General features: G+C 69.2%; 16 protein-coding genes. 5 read left to right on the top strand and 11 right to left on the bottom strand.

Annotated features, from left to right (window positions below; genetic code table 11):
- Nucleotides 1-19: 19 nt before the first annotated feature.
- Nucleotides 20-1,591: a DUF4192 domain-containing protein gene (locus ABD357_RS25995; RefSeq protein WP_344393351.1), complete on the bottom strand. Its 1,572-nt coding sequence runs from the start codon at nt 1,589-1,591 to the stop codon at nt 20-22.
- 132 nt (nt 1,592-1,723) lie between these two features.
- Here ABD357_RS25995 and ABD357_RS25990 point away from each other — a divergent pair, with 132 nt between their 5' ends.
- Entirely contained in the window at nt 1,724-3,886 is a 2,163-nt protein-coding gene (locus tag ABD357_RS25990) for a RecQ family ATP-dependent DNA helicase (RefSeq protein WP_344393350.1), read from the top strand.
- A 218-nt stretch (nt 3,887-4,104) separates the two neighbouring features.
- Nucleotides 4,105-4,731 (top strand): hypothetical protein, encoded by a 627-nt coding sequence (locus ABD357_RS25985; RefSeq protein ID WP_344393348.1) that lies wholly within the window; start codon nt 4,105-4,107, stop codon nt 4,729-4,731.
- A 237-nt stretch (nt 4,732-4,968) separates the two neighbouring features.
- Here the strand turns inward: ABD357_RS25985 and ABD357_RS25980 are convergent, their stop codons facing one another.
- From ABD357_RS25980 to ABD357_RS25970, 3 genes are all read right to left on the bottom strand, one after another.
- Nucleotides 4,969-5,598 (bottom strand): hypothetical protein, encoded by a 630-nt coding sequence (locus ABD357_RS25980; protein WP_344393347.1) that lies wholly within the window; start codon nt 5,596-5,598, stop codon nt 4,969-4,971.
- Between the two features lie 68 nt (nt 5,599-5,666).
- Nucleotides 5,667-6,368: a ribonuclease HII gene (locus ABD357_RS25975; protein WP_344393346.1), complete on the bottom strand. Its 702-nt coding sequence runs from the start codon at nt 6,366-6,368 to the stop codon at nt 5,667-5,669.
- Between the two features lie 105 nt (nt 6,369-6,473).
- Nucleotides 6,474-7,097: a TetR/AcrR family transcriptional regulator gene (locus tag ABD357_RS25970; RefSeq protein WP_344393345.1), complete on the bottom strand. Its 624-nt coding sequence runs from the start codon at nt 7,095-7,097 to the stop codon at nt 6,474-6,476.
- A gap of 172 nt (nt 7,098-7,269) precedes the next feature.
- Between ABD357_RS25970 and ABD357_RS25965 the strand changes: the two genes are divergently transcribed.
- On the top strand, nt 7,270-8,817 hold the full coding sequence (locus tag ABD357_RS25965) for an MFS transporter (RefSeq protein ID WP_344393343.1): 1,548 nt from the start codon (nt 7,270-7,272) through the stop codon (nt 8,815-8,817).
- Between the two features lie 73 nt (nt 8,818-8,890).
- On the opposite strand, the gene ABD357_RS25960 is transcribed toward ABD357_RS25965, so the two are convergent.
- The 4 genes from ABD357_RS25960 to ABD357_RS25945 form a co-directional block, all read right to left on the bottom strand.
- Nucleotides 8,891-10,663: a DUF4153 domain-containing protein gene (locus ABD357_RS25960; RefSeq protein ID WP_425585006.1), complete on the bottom strand. Its 1,773-nt coding sequence runs from the start codon at nt 10,661-10,663 to the stop codon at nt 8,891-8,893.
- A 178-nt stretch (nt 10,664-10,841) separates the two neighbouring features.
- Nucleotides 10,842-11,747: an ADP-ribosylglycohydrolase family protein gene (locus tag ABD357_RS25955; RefSeq protein ID WP_344393341.1), complete on the bottom strand. Its 906-nt coding sequence runs from the start codon at nt 11,745-11,747 to the stop codon at nt 10,842-10,844.
- Nucleotides 11,737-12,420 (bottom strand): histidine phosphatase family protein, encoded by a 684-nt coding sequence (locus ABD357_RS25950; protein ID WP_344393338.1) that lies wholly within the window; start codon nt 12,418-12,420, stop codon nt 11,737-11,739. The genes ABD357_RS25955 and ABD357_RS25950 overlap by 11 nt, the downstream gene beginning before the upstream one ends.
- Before the next feature lie 101 nt (nt 12,421-12,521).
- Nucleotides 12,522-13,127 (bottom strand): YdbC family protein, encoded by a 606-nt coding sequence (locus ABD357_RS25945; RefSeq protein ID WP_344393337.1) that lies wholly within the window; start codon nt 13,125-13,127, stop codon nt 12,522-12,524.
- Nucleotides 13,128-13,279: 152 nt separating this feature from the next.
- On the opposite strand from ABD357_RS25945, the gene ABD357_RS25940 reads away from it, so the two are divergent.
- Nucleotides 13,280-13,813, top strand: a complete 534-nt coding sequence (locus ABD357_RS25940) for a TerD family protein (protein WP_344393335.1) — start codon at nt 13,280-13,282, stop codon at nt 13,811-13,813.
- Between the two features lie 57 nt (nt 13,814-13,870).
- On the opposite strand, the gene ABD357_RS25935 is transcribed toward ABD357_RS25940, so the two are convergent.
- Together ABD357_RS25935 and nrdR are read right to left on the bottom strand one after the other, a co-directional pair.
- On the bottom strand, nt 13,871-16,774 hold the full coding sequence (locus ABD357_RS25935; protein WP_344393334.1) for a vitamin B12-dependent ribonucleotide reductase: 2,904 nt from the start codon (nt 16,772-16,774) through the stop codon (nt 13,871-13,873).
- A 147-nt stretch (nt 16,775-16,921) separates the two neighbouring features.
- The gene (nrdR, locus tag ABD357_RS25930; RefSeq protein ID WP_344393333.1) at nt 16,922-17,473 is read right to left on the bottom strand and encodes a transcriptional regulator NrdR; all 552 of its coding nucleotides are present in this window, start codon (nt 17,471-17,473) and stop codon (nt 16,922-16,924) included.
- A 531-nt stretch (nt 17,474-18,004) separates the two neighbouring features.
- On the opposite strand from nrdR, the gene lexA reads away from it, so the two are divergent.
- A complete protein-coding gene (lexA, locus tag ABD357_RS25925) occupies nt 18,005-18,787 on the top strand; it encodes a transcriptional repressor LexA (RefSeq protein WP_033318887.1) in 783 nt (260 codons plus the stop codon).
- A 109-nt stretch (nt 18,788-18,896) separates the two neighbouring features.
- Here the strand turns inward: lexA and ABD357_RS25920 are convergent, their stop codons facing one another.
- Nucleotides 18,897-20,888 carry an ATP-dependent DNA helicase gene (locus tag ABD357_RS25920; protein WP_344393331.1) on the bottom strand — a complete coding sequence of 664 codons (1,992 nt, stop codon included), beginning with the start codon at nt 20,886-20,888 and terminating at the stop codon, nt 18,897-18,899.
- Nucleotides 20,889-21,298 lie beyond the last annotated feature (410 nt).

The raw sequence follows: 21,298 nt of genomic DNA, 5'->3' as shown, positions 1-21,298 counted from the left end.
CCGTACCGCTCCCCCACCCTCATGTGTCACTCCTTGTTTCACGACGTCCGGCACCTCGCCGGGATCGATAAGCGCTACCCGTGCTGTCGCCGACCCGGCCGCGCCCTTCCGCCGTCATGGAGCCGTCGGCGGCGGGCCGGGGGCGGCGCGTGCCTCCCGGCCCGGCGGAGCGTCGGCTCGGATGGCTGCTGCCGGGGCTGCCCGTGGACCGCGTCCTGCGTCGGCGACGGGACGTCGTCCGTGGCGGCGGTGCCGTGGTCTGACCGGACGACCCGTCGGTTCCGGCCGGTGGCGCCGAGGAAACGCCCGCCTCGGACCCCGCTACCGCGCCGCCGCGATCGGCGCGTTCCTTCCGAAGGCACCGGCGGATCGACTCGGGATCCAGACCCTCGTTGCACGCCTGATGCAGAAGGCGGGCGAAGAGATACCCGGGATCCGCGCCGAGCGCCATGGCGAGGGCCTCACGAGCCTCCAACTCGTCGCCGGAGGACCAGGCGACCCATCCCGCGAGGGTCAGCGGCGCCGCGGCGTGCTCTCCGTACGCACCGACACAGCGGCGCGCCAGGGCGCGCCACAGGCGCAACGCCGGACCCGCCTCGTCGCCCTCCATCCACTCCGCCGCCCTGTCGCGCGTCGTGCGGTCCTGGAGGCCGAGGATCAGAGTGGCGGCCTCGTCGTGGGCCAGTAGCTCGTCATCGCGGAGATCCACCGGAAGCGTGCCGGACAAGGTCGGCGCGTCGGCGAACCGGCGCATGAGCCGGTCGGCCAGTTCCAGCGTCTGGTCCGCCACGTCCACACGGCTCTCGTCGTCCAGGATCCTGGGAATGAGAGTCATGCTCACGGCGTTCAGCGCGGACTCCTGCTCCAGCGCCGCCGCGGTCTCCCAGGGACTGAGCCGTGCCCTCAACTCTCGTAGTGAACCCCGTACTTGGAGACCGGCGTACGTCGCCGCGGCGGCCAGGACCGAGGTGCCGGGCAGACCCATGGGCGTACCACCGGAAGGGCAGCACTCTTCACTGGGGCAGACATACGACCACCAGCGGTTGTCCGAGATGCACAGTGCCTCGACCACGGGGACGTCGAGAGCGCCGCATGCCGTGCGCAGCAACTGCGCCAGCGGGCGCAGGCGTCCCATGACCTCCTGCCCCGACTCGCCGTCCTCGGGGTCCTGGCAGAGGAAGGCGACCATGCTCTCGACCGGTGCGCCCCTGCGTTCGCTTCCCTTGACGAGGCCCTGCGCCAACTGCTCGGCCACGGCCGGCCAGTCGTCCGCGCTGCCAGGGATGCCGAGCCGTGCTCGCCCGCCGAACCGGCCCCGCCCGTCCCGGTCGTGCAGGGCGACGAGCACGATGCTGTCCTCGGGCCGGTATCCGAGCAAGTACGGCAGAGCATCGGCCAGTTCAGCCGGGGTACGGAGCGTGACCTGGTGCTCGGCGCACGGGACACCGTCCGCATCGCGCCCCGCACCGTCGGCGCCTCCACCCAGGCGATTTTCCCCATGGCCGCCGCGCTCGCCCCCTTCTCCACGCCCGTCGTGCCCGCTGATGTCACCGTTGCCGGAAGTCCCGGCCGCTTCGCTGTGATTCGTCATGTGGCGACCATCCCGCGGATCTTCAGATTCCGCTTTGCCCTGTGGATAACCACGATCATGACCGTGTCAGAAGTGTCCACAGTCCGGCGGACGCGTTCGCGCGATGTCCGACCCATCGGGTTCCATGGGGCCATGACCCACGAAGACCTGCGCACTGCGGCCGATACCGTTCTCGCCCGCCTCGTCGGCGCCCGGGCGGGCGACGCCCGGCTGCGCGAGGACCAGTGGCGAGCCATCGAAGCACTCGTCGCCGACAAGCGCAGAGCCCTGGTCGTGCAGCGCACCGGCTGGGGCAAGTCCGCGGTGTACTTCGTCGCGACCGCGCTGCTGCGTGAGCAGGGAGCGGGCCCCACGGTCATCGTCTCCCCGCTCCTCGCGCTCATGCGCAACCAGGTCGAGGCGGCCGCACGCGCCGGGATCCACGCGCGGACCATCAACTCGTCCAACCCCGAGGAATGGGACACCATCCAGCACGAGGTGGCCGCGGGTGAGGTCGATGTGCTCCTGGTGAGCCCGGAGCGTCTCAACAACCCCGACTTCCGTGACCAGGTACTGCCGAAGCTCGCTGCGGCGACCGGCCTCCTCGTGGTCGACGAAGCGCACTGCATCTCAGACTGGGGCCATGACTTCCGGCCGGACTACCGCAGGCTGCGCACCATGCTCGCCGATCTCCCGCCCGGCGTACCGGTCCTGGCCACCACCGCGACGGCCAACGCGCGCGTGACGGCCGATGTGGCGGAGCAGCTGGGCACCGGTGGCAGCACGGACGCCCTCGTCCTGCGCGGCCCGCTGGACCGGGAGAGCCTGAGCCTCGGCGTGCTGCGGCTGCCGGACGCCGCTCACCGGATGGCCTGGCTCGCCGAGCACCTCGGCGAGCTGCCCGGCTCCGGAATCATCTATACGCTCACGGTGGCCGCAGCTGAGGAAGTCACCGCGTTCCTTCGACAGTGCGGGCACCCGGTGGCGTCGTACACCGGAAAGACGGAGAACGCGGACCGGCAGCAGTCCGAGGAGGATCTGCTCGCCAATCGCGTGAAGGCACTGGTCGCCACATCCGCGCTGGGCATGGGCTTCGACAAGCCCGACCTGGGCTTCGTGGTGCACGTTGGGTCACCGTCGTCTCCGATCGCCTATTACCAGCAGGTGGGACGGGCGGGGCGTGGTGTGGACCATGCAGAGGTGCTGCTTCTGCCGGGCAGGGAGGACGAGGCGATCTGGCAGTACTTCGCCTCGATCGCCTTTCCTCCTGAAGAGCAGGTACGACGCACGCTGGACGCCCTCGCGCAGGCAGGCCGGCCGCTCTCGCTGCCCGCGCTCGAACCACTGGTGGAGCTGCGCCGGTCCCGGCTGGAGACGATGCTCAAGGTCCTGGACGTGGACGGCGCGGTCCAGCGGGTCAAGGGTGGCTGGATCTCCACGGGCGCCGCTTGGACGTACGACGCCGAGCGCTATGCCTGGGTCGCCAAGCAGCGGACAACCGAGCAGCAGGCGATGCGTGACTACGTGACGACTACCGGCTGCCGGATGGAGTTCCTGCGGCGGCAGTTGGACGATGAAGGGGCGGCCCCGTGCGGCCGCTGTGACAATTGCGCCGGTCAGCAGTTCGCCGACGCGGTCTCCCCTGCCGCGCTGGACTCGGCGCGCGGTGAGCTCGGCCGCGCGGGTATCGAGGTAGAGCCCCGGAAGATGTGGCCGACGGGCCTGCCCTCGATCGGCGTCGATCTGAAGGGACGCATCCCGGCCGGCGAACAGGCCGCGACCGGGCGGGCGTTGGGACGGCTCTCGGACATCGGCTGGGGCAACCGGCTGCGGCCGATGCTGGCGCCTCAGGCACCGGACGGACCCGTTCCGGACGATGTGGCGAAAGCTGTGATCGCAATGCTGACCGACTGGGCGAAGGGGCCCGGCGGCTGGGCCTCAGGGAGCCCCGACGCACAGCCGCGCCCGGTCGGCGTCGTCACCATGGCCTCGCACAGCCGGCCGCGTCTGATCCAGTCGCTCGGGGCACGGATCGCCGAGATCGGACGCATGCCACTGCTGGGTTCCCTGGAGTATGCCGCTGGAGCCGAGGCGGCGCAGACCTCCAGGAGCAACAGCGCGCAGCGGCTCAAGGCGCTCGACGGGGCGCTGGCCGTGCCGCCCGACCTGGCCCAGGCCCTCGCGGGGGCCCAAGGCCCCATACTGCTCGTGGACGATCTGACCGAGACCGGCTGGACGCTCGCGGTGGCCGCACGCATGCTCCGGAGAACCGGTGCGCAGGAGGTGTTGCCGCTGGTGCTCGCCGTGCAGGCGTGATTTATGCGTCGGCAAGGAGGGCACTGTGCGGGGATATATGAGACGCATCCCCAGATAGCAGGCAGCGGCCCTGATTGCTCGTTGCCGCAATCAAGTTCGACAGGAAGAATTGGGGGTGCGCCCCGCATGGCCTGTCCGAAGCCCGGTAGGGCCCTGCCGCGGTGCGCTCCCCCGTCCGACCCCGCCCTCAGCATGGGCGCGTAGCCGAAGGGAGGACCGTGACCTTCGGATTCGCTCCGTCCCCGGCGGCATCGATGCCGACGTCCGCCGCGTCCGCCAACTCACTGGCCCGGATGCTCGAACCCGCCGAGTGGGCCGCCGCGGGGATTCCGCTGTTGCGCAGTCCCCGGGAGGTCGTCACCGGGCTGCATTCCCGGCATCGCCCACGGCCCGCGACCGCCATCGTGGCCGTCCTCGATCCGGAGGAACGGCTGCAGGCGAGCGCCTCGTTCACCCGGCGTCCGGCCCCGGCGGACGGCTGGATGTTCCGCAACGCACTGCTCGCGCAGCTGCGCCGGGTCATCCCGCACGATCTGCGGCGCCGCACCCCGGTTCGTACGGCCGTGCTGCTCTACTGCCGTGAGGGCGACGCGCGTTGGACGGAGGAGGACGGGGCGTGGATGTGGGGGCTACGGGACGCGTGCACGCTGCACGGCCTGCGCTGCGGGGCGTACATCACGCTGACGGGTGAGGGCTGGCAGGTCCTGGGCGAGGGGCGCGGCGGCCGTCATCCCAACGCGGACTCGGCGCCGGAGTCCTTCGAGTCCTTCGCCACGGCAGAGGCACCCCAGCCGCGCACCGGGGGCGCCGCCTCGGACGTACTGCGCCGCGCGGCGGCCCGCTGACCCGGCGACGAAGCCCGACTGATCGCCGCCAGCAGTCGCGGCCGCCTGCGACGGGTGCGTGAAGCCCGGCCCCGGCGACGTACCGACGCACGACAACCTCGACGGCAACCCACATGAAGCCGTGGCACGGCGACCCTGGCCGCGCCGGTACGGCCCCCCCGTACCGGCACACGTCAAACCACCCATCGTGCACATGCCGCCGTAGCGGCACCCACCCCCTTCGAGGGAAGCGGGTTCTCAGACCTCTGCCCCCAGCACCGAGTTGATCTTCTGCGGGTCGCCGCAGACGATCAGCAGGGCGCCGGCTCGGCCGAGGGCCAGCGGTAGGGCCGTGGCGGCGGCAGCGTCGGGACCGCCGTTGACGGCGACGACCACCACGGGGCGGGACGCGACACGACCGGCGAGCGAGGCGTCGGCGTAGAAGACGTCGTCGCCCGCGTCGTGCTGGGCCCAGTACGCGGCCTCGCCGAAGGACAACTCGTGCGCGGCCCACGGATGAGGCTCGCCGGTGGTGATCACCAGCACCTCACCGGGGGCACGGCCCGTGTCGAGCAGCAGGTCGACTGCTTCCTCGGCGGCATCCAGTGCCCCCTCCGCCGAGGCCGGGATCAGCTGGATCTGCGGAGCGGAGGAAGCGGCGGGGGCAGCCGGAGCGGATGGCTCCGGCTTGGCCACAGGCGTGTCGCGCGGCGCACGTTGCGCCGGCGGCATCGGCCGGACGGCACCCGGACGACCGGGACGCGGCGGAGCCGCGGGACGGGGACCGGGTACGGGGCGGGGGGTCGGCGCGCTGCGGCCGTTGGCCGGAGTGGCGCGGGGACCCTGGGCACTCTCGTGAATCTGAGGCTCCTCGGGAATGAGAGGCATGAGCTGATTTTTATCAAACGCCGGTGTGACTCGCCCCGGCGGGTGGCACATGAGTGCGAGCGGAACCGTCAGAAGTCGAGGCCGAGCTGACCTTCGATCTCCGGAACGCTTCCGTCCGCCCAACTGCGGACCTTCTTGAGGTGCCGCCACTGGGGCAGCGCATCAAGATACGCCCACGAGAGCCGGTGGTACGGGGTGGGGCCCCGCAACTCCAGCGCGGCCTTGTGCACGGGTGACGGATACCCGGCGTTGGTCGCAAAACCGAAGTCTGCATGTTCGATGCCCAGTTCGGCCATCAGTTTGTCACGCTCGACCTTGGCGATCACCGAGGCCGCCGCGACGGCCACGCACGACTGGTCGCCCTTGATGACCGGACGGACCCGCCAAGGAGTGCCGAGATAGTCGTGCTTCCCGTCGAGGATGATCGCGTCGGGGCGAACCGGCAGGGCATCCAGGGCGCGTACGGCGGCAAGCCGCAACGCGGCCGTCATCCCCAGGTCGTCGATCTCCTCCGGAGAGGCATGTCCCAGGGCGTACGACGTCACCCACTTCGCCAGCTCCTCGGCCATCTCGGTACGCCGCTTGATGGTGAGGAGCTTGGAATCGGTGAGGCCTTCGGGCGGGCGGCGCAACCCCGTGACCGCCGCGCAGACGGTGACCGGACCGGCCCACGCGCCGCGCCCCACCTCGTCGACACCGGCAATGACCTTCGCTCCGGTGGTGGCGCGCAAGGAGCGCTCGACGGTGTGAGTGGGTGCTTCGTACGCCATGGCGGCACCAGAGTACGCCGCCCGGAAGCCCATGCGACACCCAGGTTTCCCCGGGCAACCACAGAGGGAATTCAGCCGCCACTCGAACGCGGTGCCGGCATCACGTCATGCCGTACTCGGCCGCAGCAGCGGAAGCATCAACTGGTCGACCATGGCTTCCAGCTCCCGCCCGTTCCATTCACAGGCGCACACCTTCGAGCGGTACATCATCATCGCCGGCATGGTGTCGAAGACGTACCTGTTCGCAGCCTCGGGTCGCACATCGCCCCGCGCGATCCCACGGCGAACGATCTCCTCAACGAGCCGAGCACCCGGCTCCACGACCCGTTCGAGGATCACGGTGTGGAAGCGCTCGGCCGTACCGAAGTCACATTCGTAAAGCACTGAGCGCAGCGCCAATCCGGTGCGCGAGAACATCACCTCGCGCACCCGGCGACAGAGATCCAGGAGTTCTTCGCGCACGCTGCCGATGTCGGGCGCGTGCTCCAACTCCGGGAGCCCGGACCGGAGCGCGTCGACGACGAGATCCTCCTTGGACGGCCAACGACGGTAGACCGCGGCCTTGCCGGTCTGAGCTCCCGCGGCGACGCCCTCCATCGTGAGGCCGTTCCAGCCGACCGTACTGAGCTGGTCGAGCGCGGCCTCGAGGATCGCGCGTTCGAGTACGGCGCCGCGCCGACGCAGGGAGGCCGGCTGAGCGGGGGCGGCCGTCAAGCGCGAAGTAGCCATCTGAGTGTCTCCGTTGTGCAGGGGGAGCGGGGATCTCGGGGAAGAGCGAGCGGACCGGTGACACGACACGAAAGCGATTCAGTGAACGCTTGCGTTCACTGACGGGGACTCACTAACGTTGACGCGACAGTGAACGCGAGCGTTCACTAACGTACTTGTGGGGGACCCAATAGTGACAACCTCTCAACTGACAAAGGACCAGAAGCCAGGGGCGGCCCGCCGGGAGGGGCATCCCGGCATCGCGCTCACCGTCATCGCGGCCTGCCAACTCATGGTGGTACTCGATGCCACGATTGTGAACATCGCACTCCCGCACATTCAAGACGCGCTCAAGTTCTCCACGACCGACCTCACGTGGGTGGTCAGCGCGTACACGCTCACCTTCGGCGGCCTGCTGCTGCTCGGCGGCCGGGCCGGCGACATCCTCGGCCGGCGCCGGGTCTTCATGACCGGCATCCTGCTCTTCACACTTGCCTCGTTGCTCGGCGGTTTCGCCCAGGAACCCTGGCAGTTGCTGGCCGCACGCGCTCTCCAGGGCGTCGGTGGCGCGATCGCGTCGCCCACCTCGCTGGCGCTCATCACCACGACCTTCCCCGAAGGTCCCGAACGCAACAGGGCGTTCGGTGTCTTCGCCGCGGTCTCGGCCGGCGGCGGCGCGATCGGTCTGCTGGCCGGCGGCATGCTCACCGAGTGGCTCGACTGGCGCTGGGTGCTCTTCGTCAACGTACCCATCGGCCTGCTGATCGCGTTCCTCACGCCGCTCTACATCAGCGAGTCCGAACGGCATCCGGGGCGCTTCGACATCGCGGGCGCGCTGACCTCGACACTCGGCATGGCGTCCCTCGTCTACGGCTTCATCCGGGCCTCGGAGGAAGGTTGGCGCGACAGCCTCACCCTCGGGTCCTTCGGGGCGGCGGCGGCCCTGCTGCTGGCCTTCGGACTGATCGAGTCCAGGGCCAAGGAGCCGATCACGCCATTGCGCATGTTCGCCGACCGCAACCGCTCCGGCACGTATGTGATCATGCTGAGCCTGGCCGCGGCGATGTTCGGCATGTTCTTCTTCATCGTGCTATTCGTGCAGAACGTGCTGGACTACACGCCCATCGAGGCGGGCCTTGCCTTCCTCCCGGTCACGGTCGCGATCGCCTTCGGAGCGGGCCTCTCGCAGCGGCTCCTGCCCGTACTCGGCCCCAAGCCCTTCATGGTCGTCGGCTCGGTGCTCTCCGTGATCGGACTCGGCTGGCAGACCTTCATCAGCCCCGACAGCTCGTACGCCGGCGGAGTGCTTGGCCCGATGCTGGTGTTCGGTTTCGGCATGGGTCTGAACTTCGTGACGCTGACGCTCACCGCGGTCTCCGGTGTGGCCCAGCACGAGGCGGGCGCGGCGTCCGGCCTGCTCAACGCCACGCAGCAGGTGGGCGGTTCGCTCGGTCTGTCCATCCTGACCACGGTCTTCGGCACGGCAAGCCGTGACGAGGCGGAGAAGCAGTTGCCCGCGTTCGTGGCGAACGCCTCGCCGGAGCAGAAGGCGGAGTTCGCGCAGACGCAGCAACTGCCGGCTCCCTGGGGCAATGAGGTGCTGGCCCAGGGCATATCCACCGCCTTCATCCCGGCCGCTGCGATGGCCGTACTGGCCCTGGTCGTCGCCGCGCTGGTGATCCGGGTCCGCAAGAGCGACCTCGAGGCCCTGTCGGGCACCGCAGGACCCGCCGGGGGCTGACGCGGACGAGTGGGCCGGACCCGCGGTCCCGTGAACGCCGGTCCGGCCCGCCCTGTACGTTCTGGTGCGTGCCTCAGCGGTACTGGAACTCGTCACGGAGTTGCAGGCACTCGCTCCAGTCCGCCTCGGCCGACAGCGGCCTGTCCTCGAGGATGTCGCGGGCCCGGGCCTCACCCCAACTGGTGGCGTACCAGGGCTTGTTCTCCTTCTTCAGTTCCCTCGCGATGGGCTCGAGCGCGCAGGAGCGCAGCGGCTCCTCAAGCTTGTCGAGGGCCGGTACAGCATCCGCCGACAGGCCGCGCGCGTAGTCGACGTCGAACTTGCCCTCGCCGTCCTTGCTCGTGGCCTCGTACCGCTCGACGTTGCGCTCGGCGACCAGGCCGTCCGGCGAGAGAAGCCCGAAGGCGAGCACACCGGCGGCGGCACTGGCCATCACCGCACGCGGCAGCCAGCGGGCTCCCCATACGCCGGCCGCCATGATGAGCACGATGACCAGGGCAAGCCAGAGCTCCACCGTCACCACCGAGATCCTCAGTCGCGTCAGTCCATACGCCTCCACGTACATGTCCATACGCCGCACCGCCGATGCCACGACAACGAGCGTGAGAACACAGAGAGTTCCCAGGACAGCGCGCACCAGCGTCCAGTCGCGCGCCCCGTTCCGCGGGGCCCAGCGCAGGGCGAAGACGATGACCAGCAGGGTGAGCAGCGTGACCAGGAGCAGCTGCCAGAATCCCTGGCGCGCGTACTCTGCGTAACTCTGGCCGGTCTTCTCCAGCACGGTGTCGTATCCGCCGAACAGGACGGCGAGTTGGACGGCGTTGAAGGCCGCGAAGAGCACGACGAGCACGATCAGGGGCAGCGCCCACTCGACCCGGCCACGTTCCCGGCCCGGGGGCACCTCGATGCGGTCCCACTGAACGGGCGAAGCGGCCGTGTGTGCCGCCGCCAGCGCGCCGACCAGGCCGAGCACCAGCAGGACGAAGTGCCAGGGGCCGCCGGAGACGGAAGCGTCCGGCATGACGCCGCCGAGCAGATCCGCGAAGGCCGCGTCGGCCCCCGCGAACAGCGCCCCGAAGACCAGCAGCAGAACCGCGGCCACCGCGAGCGCGCGCAGCACCGGGCCCAGGTTGCCGCGGGCACCGCCGAATCGTTCCCGCAGGCCTCGCCAGCCCCAGACGGGCCCGGTGAGAACCGAGGTGTACAGGCCGATCGGGCCGAACAGCACTCCGGGCCAGGTACGGCCGCCGTGCAGCGCGAGCGAGCCCGCGGCCACGGCGGTCACCACGGCGAGGAACGTCGGCCAGTCGGCGTCGCGCAGCGCCGGCACGGTCAGCAGGGCGAGGCCGCCGACTCCCCACACCAGCGTCCAGCGCCGCGGGCCACGGCCGGCCGCCTGAGCGGCGTAGTACGCGGCGAGCGCGGCGGGAATCGCCACCAGCAGGAGGTTGAGGGCCAGTCCGTCGGCGAGCAGCAGCATGCTCAGTACGCCGGTGGCCAGGGCGGCCCAAAGGGTGGCGGGACGGACGGGCGCCGGGGACTTCGCCTGAAGGTCCGCGAACCACCAGGCGGACTCGGCGACCGGGTAGTCCCAGTCGTCGACATCCCCTCGGTCCGGATCGTCCCCGTCGGCATCGCCCTCCGAGGCGGCGTCGCCGGAGTACGACGCGGGGACGGCATCCTCGGGCTCATCGGCAGCGACGGCAGGCTTCTTGGTCAGGGCGGCGGTACGCCCACTGACAGCGCCTCTCCCTCCTCCGGAGCCCTCACCAGCGCTCCCCTCGGCACCCCCTCCATCTTCAGCTCCCGGCTTTCTCGGTTCGGCCTCGGACGGCGTGTCTGGCACGGGACCCCCTCCCGACCGGTCCACAGGTGGCTCGCAGCACGTGGCTGGGCCGGAAGCCAGGGGACCGGTGTCTCGTCGGCGCACGCCCGAGATGATCAACGGGCGGCGTGGCGGACAGGGTATCCGCGGGTAAGCCCGCGCAGCGGGGAGCTGGGGCTCTGTGTCAGGTCTGTGACAGTTACGGGTGCTCCGTCATCCAGCCCGGCAGGGCCTCCGTCCGTTCCGCCCAGTCCGCAGGAGGTGTGCCCGCCTTACCACCGGCCAGCACGCCACCCACGATGGCGCAGTTCGTGTCCACGTCCCCGCCCACCTGGGCGGTTGTCCAGAAAGCCCGCTCGTAGTCGCCGAGCGAACGTGCGGCAGACCAGAGCGCGAACGGCACCGTGTCGTGTGCGCTCGTACGCCGCCCGCAGCCGAGCACCGCGGCGACCGTCGTCGCGTCGTCGTAGTCGAGCATGTCCCGGGCCCGCCGCAGCCCGGCCTCGACAGCGCTGCGCGGCACGAGGGCTATGACGCCGTCGAGGAGTGCCCCGGCGCTGGGCGGACCGCCCGGGGCGGCGGCCAGCGCGGCCGCAGCGGCCACGGCCATGGCGCCGGCCACGGCCTCGCGGTGCTGATGCGTGGGGTACGCCGAGATCTCGGCCTGGTGCGTCGCCTGCTCCGGATCGTCCGCGTACCAGGCGCCCAGGGGTGCGATGCGCATCGCGGCGCCGTTCCCCCACGAGCCCTGTCCGTTGAAGAGGGCCGAGGCCAGCTCGCGCCAGTCGCCGCCCTCTCGGATCAGCCGCAACAGACGGTTGACCGCCGGCCCGTAGCCCCGGTCGAAGTCGTGGCGCTCCGCGAAGGAGCGGGCCAGCTCATCCTGGTCGATACGGCGGTGGGCGACCAGAACGGCCACTACGGAGCAGGCCATTTCGGTGTCGTCGGTCCACTGCCAGGGGCCGGCCGGCAGGGTACGGCGCTTGAGCAGCGGGTAGTTCTCGGGCACGAAGAACTGCGAGCCCAGCGCGTCCCCCACCGCGAGTCCGCCCAGGGAGGCCAGGGTGCGGGCCAAGCGCCGGTCGGGAGAGGAGTCAGCGGTCATCGCCCTGCCAAATCTGTCCGGTGACTCCGTACGGTTTCGGATCACGCCAGCGGTCGAAGGGCCGGTCAAGTGTGTACTTGCCGTCCTCCCCGAGAACGAGCATCCGCATCTCCCCGTTCCCGGGGTTCACCAGGCACTCGAACTCCGCGACCGACCAGTGGAACCAGCGCATGCAGAACAGCCGCATGGCCAGCCCGTGAGTCACTATGAGCACGTTCGGCGGATGGTCGGGCGCCTCGAAGCTGCGGAACAGGCTCTCCAGGAAGCCGCCGACCCGGTCGTACACGTCGGCACCGGACTCCCCCTGCGCGAAGCGGTAGAAGAAGTGCCCATACGCGTCGCGATACGCCTTCTGCTGGCGTACGTCCTCCCGGTCCTGCCAGTTGCCCCAGTCCTGCTCGCGCAGCCGCGGCTCTTCGCGTACGCGCACGAGTTCGGGGTCGAGATGGAAGGCGCGGAACGTCTCGTGCGTACGGCGATATGGAGAGACGTAAACGCTTACGCGCTCATGACCGAACACCTCCCGCAGCCGCTTGCCCGTCTCTTCCGCCTGCTGCCATCCCGTCTCGGTGAGGGCCAGTGCGTGGTCGGGTTCGCGTTCGTACACGGTGTCATCGGCATTGCCCACCGACTCGCCGTGTCGGACAAGGACGATGCGCCGTGGTCGTGCCATGCCAAAACCCTAGATCGGATCGGAGCGGATCGAGCACTCGTACGGGCTCCATAAGGCGGAGATCACACAACTGTGACCGCTTCAGACCGTCCGCGACCGCTTCAGACCGTCCAGCCCGGCTCCAGCTCCACGATGTCGCCCGCGAGGGCCGCCACATCCGCCTCGATCTGGGCGCGCAGGGCAAGCCGCTCGACGCGCTCGGTGCGGTACTTGCCGTGCTCGGCGGCCGACTGCCACATCGACAGCACCAGGAACTCATGACCGGGCGCCTCACCGAACAGCCCGCGCACCATGCCGGGAGAGCCGGCCATCGCCGGGTTCCACACCTTCTCCTGCATCAACGCGAAGTGCTCGGCCCTCTCCTCGTGGACGCGGCAGTGCGCCACCCGTACCAGGTCGGCGTCCGTGAAGCGCGGCTCGAAGCCGGTCTTCACGTCGAAGCGATGATCGAAGAGTTTGATATGCGGATCCTTGAAGGTGCCGGACTGCGCGGCGGCCAGCCGGTCATGGGAGCGGGCCATGAAGGAGTCGTAGAACGCACGGCTCTCCCAGAAGGCGAAGACATGGGCCACTCCGGGTCGCCCCCGACTCCAGCCCCCACCCTGCCCCCGGAACCCCGGCTCCCCCAGAAGCCCCGCCCATTTCCGCTGCCCCCGTTCAAAACCGCGGCGGTCCACCACGGTGCAGCGAATCCACTTGACCAGCACCGCGCCATCGTAAGGCCACAGAACGTGGCCTTGGTCACGCTCTGGCGGAGTACATCCGCGCGAGCGCCTCCAGTTGCGTGACACGATGGACAACATGCCTCAGCTGCCCGGCAGTTGGGGCGACTGTCACAGGGGACCAGGAGGGAGATCTGGTGAACGGCCTCAACAAGGGCATCAGCAAGGTCGAGGTCGCGGTGAAGTGGGACCCGAGTCCCGCCGGCGAGCCGCCCACCGATCTCGACCTCGTCGCCGCGACCTACTTGGCGACGAACACACACGAAAACCCCGACTACGTAGTGCACTTCGACAGCCGATCCCCGGACGGCACCATCACCCTCAACCGGGACAGCAAGGACGGCAAGGGCTTCGGCTGGGACGAGGTGATGACCCTGGAGCTCACCCGTCTCGACAAGCGGTACGCGCGCGTTGTCGTCGGCGTCTGCATCCAGCAGCGCTCCGGACCGAGGACCTTCGTCGGGGTGCGCCACCCCTCACTGCGCATCAGCGAGGGCTACACCGTCCTCGCCGAGGACGACTTCGGCGGCGTACTGGGAGCGACGTCCGCGACAGTCGCCGAGTTCGTGCGCGACGACTCCGGAGAGTGGTCTTTCCACTCCGGCGTCCGAGGCTTCGACGGGGACCCGGCATCCTTCGCCAGGACCATGGGCAGCCGCCACGAATCCTGACCGGCTCAAGCGTGAGGGGCGGTACGGCCTGGCCGTACCGCCCCTCACGGTCTTGGATCAGCTGCAGCCGCTGGTGGAGCCGCAGCCCTCGCAGATGTAGCAGGACCCGGCCCGCTGCATCTTCGTACCGCAGGAGAAGCACAGGGGGGCGTCCGCCTGGATGCCCAGCTGCATCTCCACCAGCTCGGCGCTGGTGTGCGCCTGCTCCGGGGCGGGCTTGGCCGCCTCGACCACGGCCTTCGGGGATGCGACGGCCTTCAGTTCCTGCGCGCGGGGCGCGGACTGGGCGAGACCCTCGACGTCGACCTCGTCGTCGGACGGCTCGTACGAACCGGTCTCCAGGTGACGCTGGCGCTCCTCCGCGGAGTGGATACCGAGCGCGGAACGAGTCTCGAAGGGCAGGAAGTCGAGCGCCAGGCGGCGGAAGATGTAGTCGACGATCGACTGCGCCATCCGCACATCCGGGTCGTCCGTCATACCGGCCGGCTCGAAGCGCATGTTGGTGAACTTCGAAACGTACGTCTCCAGGGGCACGCCGTACTGCAGGCCCACGGAAACGGCGATCGAGAAGGCGTCCATCATGCCCGCGAGGGTGGAACCCTGCTTCGACATCTTCAGGAAGACCTCGCCGAGACCGTCGTCCGGGTAGGAGTTGGCGGTCATGTAGCCCTCGGCACCGCCCACCGTGAAGGAGGTGGTGATACCGGGACGCCCCTTGGGGAGGCGCTTGCGCACCGGGCGGTACTCGACGACCTTCTCGACCGTCCCGCGGATGGTCTCCTCCGCCCGCTCGGCGGCCGCGGTGGCTTCGGGGCTCTGGTTGCCCTTGTTCTTCGCGGAGAGGGGCTGGCCGACCTTGCAGTTGTCGCGGTAGATCGCGAGCGCCTTGACGCCCATCTTCCACGCCTCGAAGTAGACCTCCTCGACGTCCTCGACGGTCGCCGACTCCGGCAGGTTGACCGTCTTGGAGAGCGCGCCGGAGATCCAGGGCTGAATCGCGGCCATCATGCGGACGTGGCCCATCGCGGAGATGGAACGCTCGCCCATGGCGCAGTCGAAGACCTCGTAGTGCTCGTGCCTGAGTCCGGGGGCGTCGACCACATTGCCGTGCTCGGCGATGTGATCGACGATCGCCTCGATCTGCTCCTCCTGGTAGCCGAGGCGGCGCAGGGCCTGCGGCACGGTGCCGTTGACGATCTGCATCGAGCCGCCGCCGACCAGCTTCTTGAACTTGACCAGCGCGAGGTCGGGCTCGAGGCCGGTGGTGTCGCAGGACATCGCCAGACCGATGGTGCCGGTCGGGGCGATGACGGACGCCTGGGAGTTACGGAAGCCGTTCTTCGCACCGAGACGGACCACGTCCTGCCAGGCCTCCGTGGCGGCGGCCCAGATCGGAGTGTCCAGGTCGTCCATGCGGACGGCCACGGCGTTGGCGTCGGCGTGCTGCTTCATGACGCGCTGGTGCGGCTGCGCGTTGCGGGCGTAGCCGTCGTACGGGCCGACAACCGCGGCGAGTTCCGCGGAGCGCTTGTACGACGTGCCCGTCATCAGGGAGGTGATGGCGCCGGCGAGGGCACGGCCACCGTCGGAGTCGTACGCGTGGCCCGTGGCCATCAGGAGGGCGCCGAGGTTGGCATATCCGATGCCCAGCTGACGGTAGGCGCGGGTGTTCTCGGCGATCTTCTGGGTCGGGAAGTCCGCGAAGCAGATGGAGATGTCCATCGCCGTGATGACGAGCTCGACGACCTTGGAGAAGCGCTCGGCGTCGAAGGCCTGGTTGCCCAAGCCGTCGTCCTTCAGGAACTTCATCAGGTTCAGCGAGGCGAGGTTGCAGGACGTGTTGTCCAGGTGCATGTACTCGCTGCAGGGGTTCGAGCCGTTGATACGGCCGGACTCCGGGCAGGTGTGCCAGTGGTTGATGGTGTCGTCGTACTGGATGCCCGGGTCGGCGCAGGCCCAGGCGGCCTCGGCCATCTTGCGGAAGAGTTCCTTGGCGTCGACCTCCTCGATGACCTCGCCGGTCATCCGCGCACGCAGGCCGAACTTCTCGCCGTTCTCGACCGCCTTCATGAACGCGTCGTTCACGCGGACCGAGTTGTTGGCGTTCTGGTACTGGACGGACGTGATGTCGTCGCCGCCCAGGTCCATGTCGAAGCCCGCGTCACGCAGGGCGCGGATCTTCTCTTCTTCCTTGACCTTGGTCTGGATGAAGTCCTCGATGTCGGGGTGATCGACGTCGAGGATGACCATCTTGGCGGCGCGACGGGTGGCACCACCGGACTTGATCGTTCCAGCCGAGGCGTCGGCACCGCGCATGAAGGAGACCGGACCGGAGGCGTTGCCACCGGAGGACAGCAGTTCCTTGGACGAGCGGATCCGGGAGAGGTTCAGGCCGGCACCGGAGCCGCCCTTGAAGATCATGCCCTCTTCCTTGTACCAGTCGAGGATCGAGTCCATGGAGTCGTCGACGGCCAGGATGAAGCAGGCGGAGACCTGCTGGGGCTGCGGTGTGCCGACGTTGAACCACACCGGCGAGTTGAAGCTGAAGATCTGGTGCAGGAGGGCGTACGCCAGCTCGTGCTCGAAGATCTCGGCATCGGCAGGCGAGGCGAAGTACTTGTAGTCCTCACCGGCCTTCCGGTAGGTCTTCACGATGCGGTCGATGAGCTGCTTGAGGCTCACCTCGCGCTGCGGGGTGCCCACAGCACCGCGGAAGTACTTGCTGGTGACGATATTGACCGCGTTCACCGACCAGAACTCGGGGAACTCGACGCCACGCTGCTCGAAGTTGACCGAGCCGTCGCGCCAGTTGGTCATGACGACGTCACGACGCGCCCACTCGACCTCGTCGTACGGATGCACGCCCGGGGTGGTGTGGATGCGCTCGATCCGCAGCCCCTTGTTCGCCTTGGTGCCCTTGGCTCGGGAACTCCGTGCCGGACCGCTCGCCGTCTCTGTCATGCCGCCTCCCTGTATCGGGCCAAAACGCCCTGAAGTGCCTCGTTCTTCCCGGGGCACGGTGTGTGTCTGGTGCTGCGCGCAGCGCATGGGCGACTGCTCGCAACAGGTCTGTGAACCGCCGCCGGCCGACGCAGGTCGGCCCGCTGGTCAGTCGCCGGCGCCTGCGGGCACGGGGACTTCGGCAGCCCCTCCGGACCCGCGGTCGCCCCCCTGGCGCCCCTCGCCCGCGTCATCGTCGTCCGCGGCGGGGCGCTGCGTCTGTTCCCTGAGTTCCGCGATCGCGGCCTCGAAGTCCTCCGGCGAATCGAACGCCCGGTAGACGGACGCGAACCGCAGATAGGCGACGAGGTCCAGTTCCTGCAGCGGGCCGAGAATGGCCAGCCCCACGTCATGGGTGGTCAGTTCGGCGCTTCCGGTGGCCCGCACAGCCTCCTCGACCCGCTGGCCGAGCTGGGCGAGTGCGTCCTCGGTGACAGGCCGCCCCTGGCACGCCTTGCGCACGCCATTGATGACCTTGGTACGACTGAAGGGCTCGGTGACTCCGGACCGCTTGACCACCATGAGCGAGCACGTCTCCACCGTCGTGAACCGACGGGAGCAGTGAGGACACTGGCGGCGCCTGCGGATCGACGTACCGTCGTCGGTCGTACGGCTGTCGACGACGCGGCTGTCGGGGTGCCTGCAGAAGGGGCAGTGCATCGAACTCCATCCCTCCTTCACAGCACGACTCAATAGCCTCGACAGGCCACTTGCGCCCCTCGAAGCAGTCCCCAGCATAGGCGATGATCAGACCCCGAAGGAGCCGGGGGACCACAACTTCTGGGCTGCTGTTGCCATCCAACCACTAGATCTGGGGTTTGGCCGTAAATTTTCCCAGGCTCGCGCGTGTCGCTCCTTCCGAGCACGCACGCCACACCGATCTCGACATGTGCCGCACACCCATACCGGCGCCGGGGCCTGCAGGGATAACGTGGGCGCCGCAGGCAGGGGCCGGTATTCGGTTGACGGGATACCGGATGGCAGACTTGGCGCCGACCCACGAGGTCGTCGTCCCGGCGGCGAAGAGTACAGAAATCAGCCGTTTTGTCCGCCAGGTGCAGTGTTGGCCATACACCCAAGCACATGATCACGCCAGGTGATTCGCAATCTTTCACTCGAACGTGTGTTTGGCGCAACCTTTCGAAAGCAACTACCGTTGTCCAGCAGGGAGACGAACGAGAGGGGCCGACCGTGACCACCACCGCAGACAGTGCCACCATCACTGCCCAGGACCGCTCCCAGGGCCGACTCGAGCCGGTGCATGCCATGAATGAAGCGTTGAATCAGGAGGGGCCCAAGCCCACGCGCTCCCTGCCGGGCCGACCTCCCGGAATCCGGGCGGACAGCTCCGGACTCACCGACCGGCAGCGCCGGGTGATCGAGGTCATCAGGGACTCCGTGCAGCGGCGCGGGTACCCGCCGTCGATGCGGGAGATCGGGCAGGCCGTAGGCCTCTCCAGCACCTCCTCGGTCGCACACCAGCTGATGGCACTCGAACGCAAGGGCTTCCTGCGGCGCGACCCGCACCGACCCCGCGCCTACGAGGTCCGGGGATCCGACCAGTCCACGGTCCAGCCCACCGACACGGCGGGCAAGCCGGCCGCGTCGTATGTCCCGCTGGTCGGCCGGATCGCCGCCGGTGGCCCGATCCTCGCCGAGGAGTCGGTCGAGGACGTGTTCCCGCTGCCCCGGCAGCTGGTCGGGGACGGCGAGCTGTTCGTCCTGAAGGTCGTCGGCGACTCGATGATCGAGGCCGCGATCTGCGACGGGGACTGGGTGACGGTCCGCCGCCAGCCGGTCGCCGAGAATGGCGACATCGTCGCCGCGATGCTGGACGGCGAGGCCACCGTCAAGCGCTTCAAGCGCGAGAACGGCCATGTGTGGCTACTGCCTCACAACTCCGCGTACCAGCCGATCCCCGGCGACGAGGCGACCATCCTCGGCAAGGTCGTGGCGGTGCTGCGGCGAGTGTGAGCACAGCCGCGGGCGGCACACCTCCGCCCCCTGATCCGAGCCCCGGAACCACCTGCGCCGGTTCCGGGGCTCGCGTTTGTGCCCGAGCCGGTGTGCGCGGGGAGTTCTGCTACTCCCCCGTCTCCTCCGCCGCCTCGGCCTTCTTCGCCGCGGTGTCGATCGCGGCCAGCGACCGTCGTACCTGGTTACGGTCCGTCGTGTACCAGAAATCGGGCAGTGACGCCTTCAGATAGCTGCCGTAACGAGCCGTGGCCAGACGCTGGTCCAGTACGGCTACGACGCCGCGATCCCCCATCGCTCGTACGAGGCGGCCGGCGCCCTGGGCCATGAGCAAGGCCGCATGCGTGGCGGCGACGGCCATGAAGCCGTTGCCCCCGGCGTCCTCGACGGCCTTCTGGCGGGCGCTCATCAGAGGGTCGTCCGGGCGTGGGAAGGGGATCTTGTCCATGACGACCAACTGGCAGCTGGCGCCGGGGACATCGACGCCCTGCCAGAGCGAGAGGGTGCCGAAGAGGCAGGTCTTCGGGTCGGCCGCGAAGTTCTTGATCAGCTCGCCCAGGGTCTCCTCGCCCTGGAGGAGGATCGGGAACTCGGGGATGCGGGAGCGCAGTTCCTCGGCCGCCAGCTGGGCGGCCCGCATCGACGAGAAGAGCCCGAGCGTCCTGCCGCCCGCCGCCTGGATCAGCTCCGTCAGCTCGTTCAGCATGTCCGTGCGATCGCCATCACGCGCGGGACGCGACAGATGCTTGGCGACGTACAGAATGCCCTGCTTCGGATAGTCGAAGGGTGAGCCGACGTCGACGCCCTTCCACGGCGGAACGTCCTCATCCTCCGTGCCCTCGGGAGCCAGCCCCAACGACGCCCCAACTCCGTTGAAGTCGCCGCCGAGCTTCAGTGTCGCCGAAGTGAGAACCACGGAACGGTCCGCGAAGAGCTTCTCCCTGAGCAGACCCGACACGGACATCGGCGCGACGCGCAGGGAGGCGCCGAAGCGATCGTGACGTTCGTACCAGACGACGTCCCACTCGGAGCCGTTCGTGATCCGCTCGGCCACATCGTGGATCGACTCCACGGAGGCCAGTGCCTGTTTGCGTACCGCGTCCTCGTCACCGACGGACTTGTCGCGTGTCGTCCCCAGCGCCGAGATCACCGTACGGGCGGCGTCGCGCAGTGCCATCAGCGCATACCCGAGGTCCTCCGGGATCTCCTCCAGGCGCCCCGGCAGGGCCAACTCCATCAGGCGCTCAAAGCCTTCGGCGGCCGTCTGGAGCTGGTCGGCGGCCTTCTCGTTGACGAGCTTCGCGGCACGGCGCACGGCGCGGTTGACCTGGCCGGGAGTGAGCTCGCCGGTCGCGACTCCGGTGACGCGCGAGACCAGCTCATGAGCCTCGTCGACGATCAGCACCTCATGCTGCGGCAGGACCGGGGCACCCTCGATGGCGTCGATCGCGAGGAGCGCGTGGTTGGTGACGACGACCTCGGCGAGCTTGGCGCGCTCTCGGGCCATCTCGGCGAAGCACTCGGCGCCGTACGCGCACTTCGAGGCGCCCAGGCATTCCCTGGACGACACGGAGATCTGCGACCAGGCCCGGTCGGAGACTCCGGGGGCGAGGTCGTCGCGGTCGCCGGTCTCGGTGTCGTCCGCCCAGTCCCGCAGCCGCAAGAGATCCTGGCCCAGCTTGCTGGTGGGCGCGGCCGCCTCGAACTGGTCGAAGAGTCCCTCCTCCTCGTCCTGCGGCATGCCCTCACGGAGACGGTGCAGGCACAGGTAGTTCGACCGGCCCTTGAGCATCGCGAACTCGGGGCGGCGACGCAGCAGCGGATGCAGCGCGTCGACCGTGCGCGGAAGGTCCCGCTCCACGAGCTGCCGCTGGAGCGCCAGGGTGGCCGTCGCCACGACGACACGCTCGCCGTGTGCGAGCGCGGGTACGAGATAGCCCAGCGACTTTCCGGTACCCGTGCCGGCCTGGACCAGCAGATGGGAGCCGGCGTCGATGGCCTCCGCGACGGATTCGGCCATGGTCACCTGGCCAGGGCGCTCCGTACCGCCGACGGCTGTGACGGCGGCATGCAGGAGTTCGGGGAGTGAGTGCTCTGTCATAGCGCGTCCACCCTACGGCGCCGCACTGACATTTAGATTCGGTGTCGGCTCTCCGGGATCTTCGGGGGCTGCGTAGGGTGCGTCGGGTCCGGTTCTTCCGGCACGGCTGGATCACTGACCGAAGCGTCTGCTGACAGACGACTTCTCCACGTTGATCGACGGCTGGTTGAACCCCCCGACGCGCGTGCGTCCCTGTTGGGAACCCGTGGCCGCGGCGAGCGTGGACCACTGCTACCGAATGTCCGGTCAGCACAACCCTGCGGAACGCGTGCCCTGCGGGCCGTGACGGAAGGCCCCGGACACGGACCAACTGCTGTCACGCCAAGACGGGACACCGCTGTGAGACTGCACCTGGGAATCGACGTGGCCTGCCGGGCCTCCCACCAGACCACCTGCACCGACGCCACCGG

The organism is Streptomyces vastus (assembly GCF_039532825.1).
In the GTDB taxonomy this organism is placed as follows: domain Bacteria; phylum Actinomycetota; class Actinomycetes; order Streptomycetales; family Streptomycetaceae; genus Streptomyces; species Streptomyces vastus.
The sequence above is the reverse complement of the archived record's forward strand: the minus strand, read 5'-3'. Positions and strand labels throughout refer to the sequence as shown.

Coding starts and splice junctions, on each gene's coding strand:
- ABD357_RS25995 (WP_344393351.1), bottom strand. CDS start 1,591: ATGACGAATCACAGCGAAGCGGCCGGGACTTCCGGCAACGGTGACATC.
- ABD357_RS25990 (WP_344393350.1), top strand. CDS start 1,724: ATGACCCACGAAGACCTGCGCACTGCGGCCGATACCGTTCTCGCCCGC.
- ABD357_RS25980 (WP_344393347.1), bottom strand. CDS start 5,598: ATGCCTCTCATTCCCGAGGAGCCTCAGATTCACGAGAGTGCCCAGGGT.
- ABD357_RS25975 (WP_344393346.1), bottom strand. CDS start 6,368: ATGGCGTACGAAGCACCCACTCACACCGTCGAGCGCTCCTTGCGCGCC.
- ABD357_RS25970 (WP_344393345.1), bottom strand. CDS start 7,097: ATGGCTACTTCGCGCTTGACGGCCGCCCCCGCTCAGCCGGCCTCCCTG.
- ABD357_RS25955 (WP_344393341.1), bottom strand. CDS start 11,747: ATGACCGCTGACTCCTCTCCCGACCGGCGCTTGGCCCGCACCCTGGCC.
- ABD357_RS25950 (WP_344393338.1), bottom strand. CDS start 12,420: ATGGCACGACCACGGCGCATCGTCCTTGTCCGACACGGCGAGTCGGTG.
- ABD357_RS25935 (WP_344393334.1), bottom strand. CDS start 16,774: ATGACAGAGACGGCGAGCGGTCCGGCACGGAGTTCCCGAGCCAAGGGC.
- nrdR (WP_344393333.1), bottom strand. CDS start 17,473: ATGCACTGCCCCTTCTGCAGGCACCCCGACAGCCGCGTCGTCGACAGC.
- ABD357_RS25920 (WP_344393331.1), bottom strand. CDS start 20,888: ATGACAGAGCACTCACTCCCCGAACTCCTGCATGCCGCCGTCACAGCC.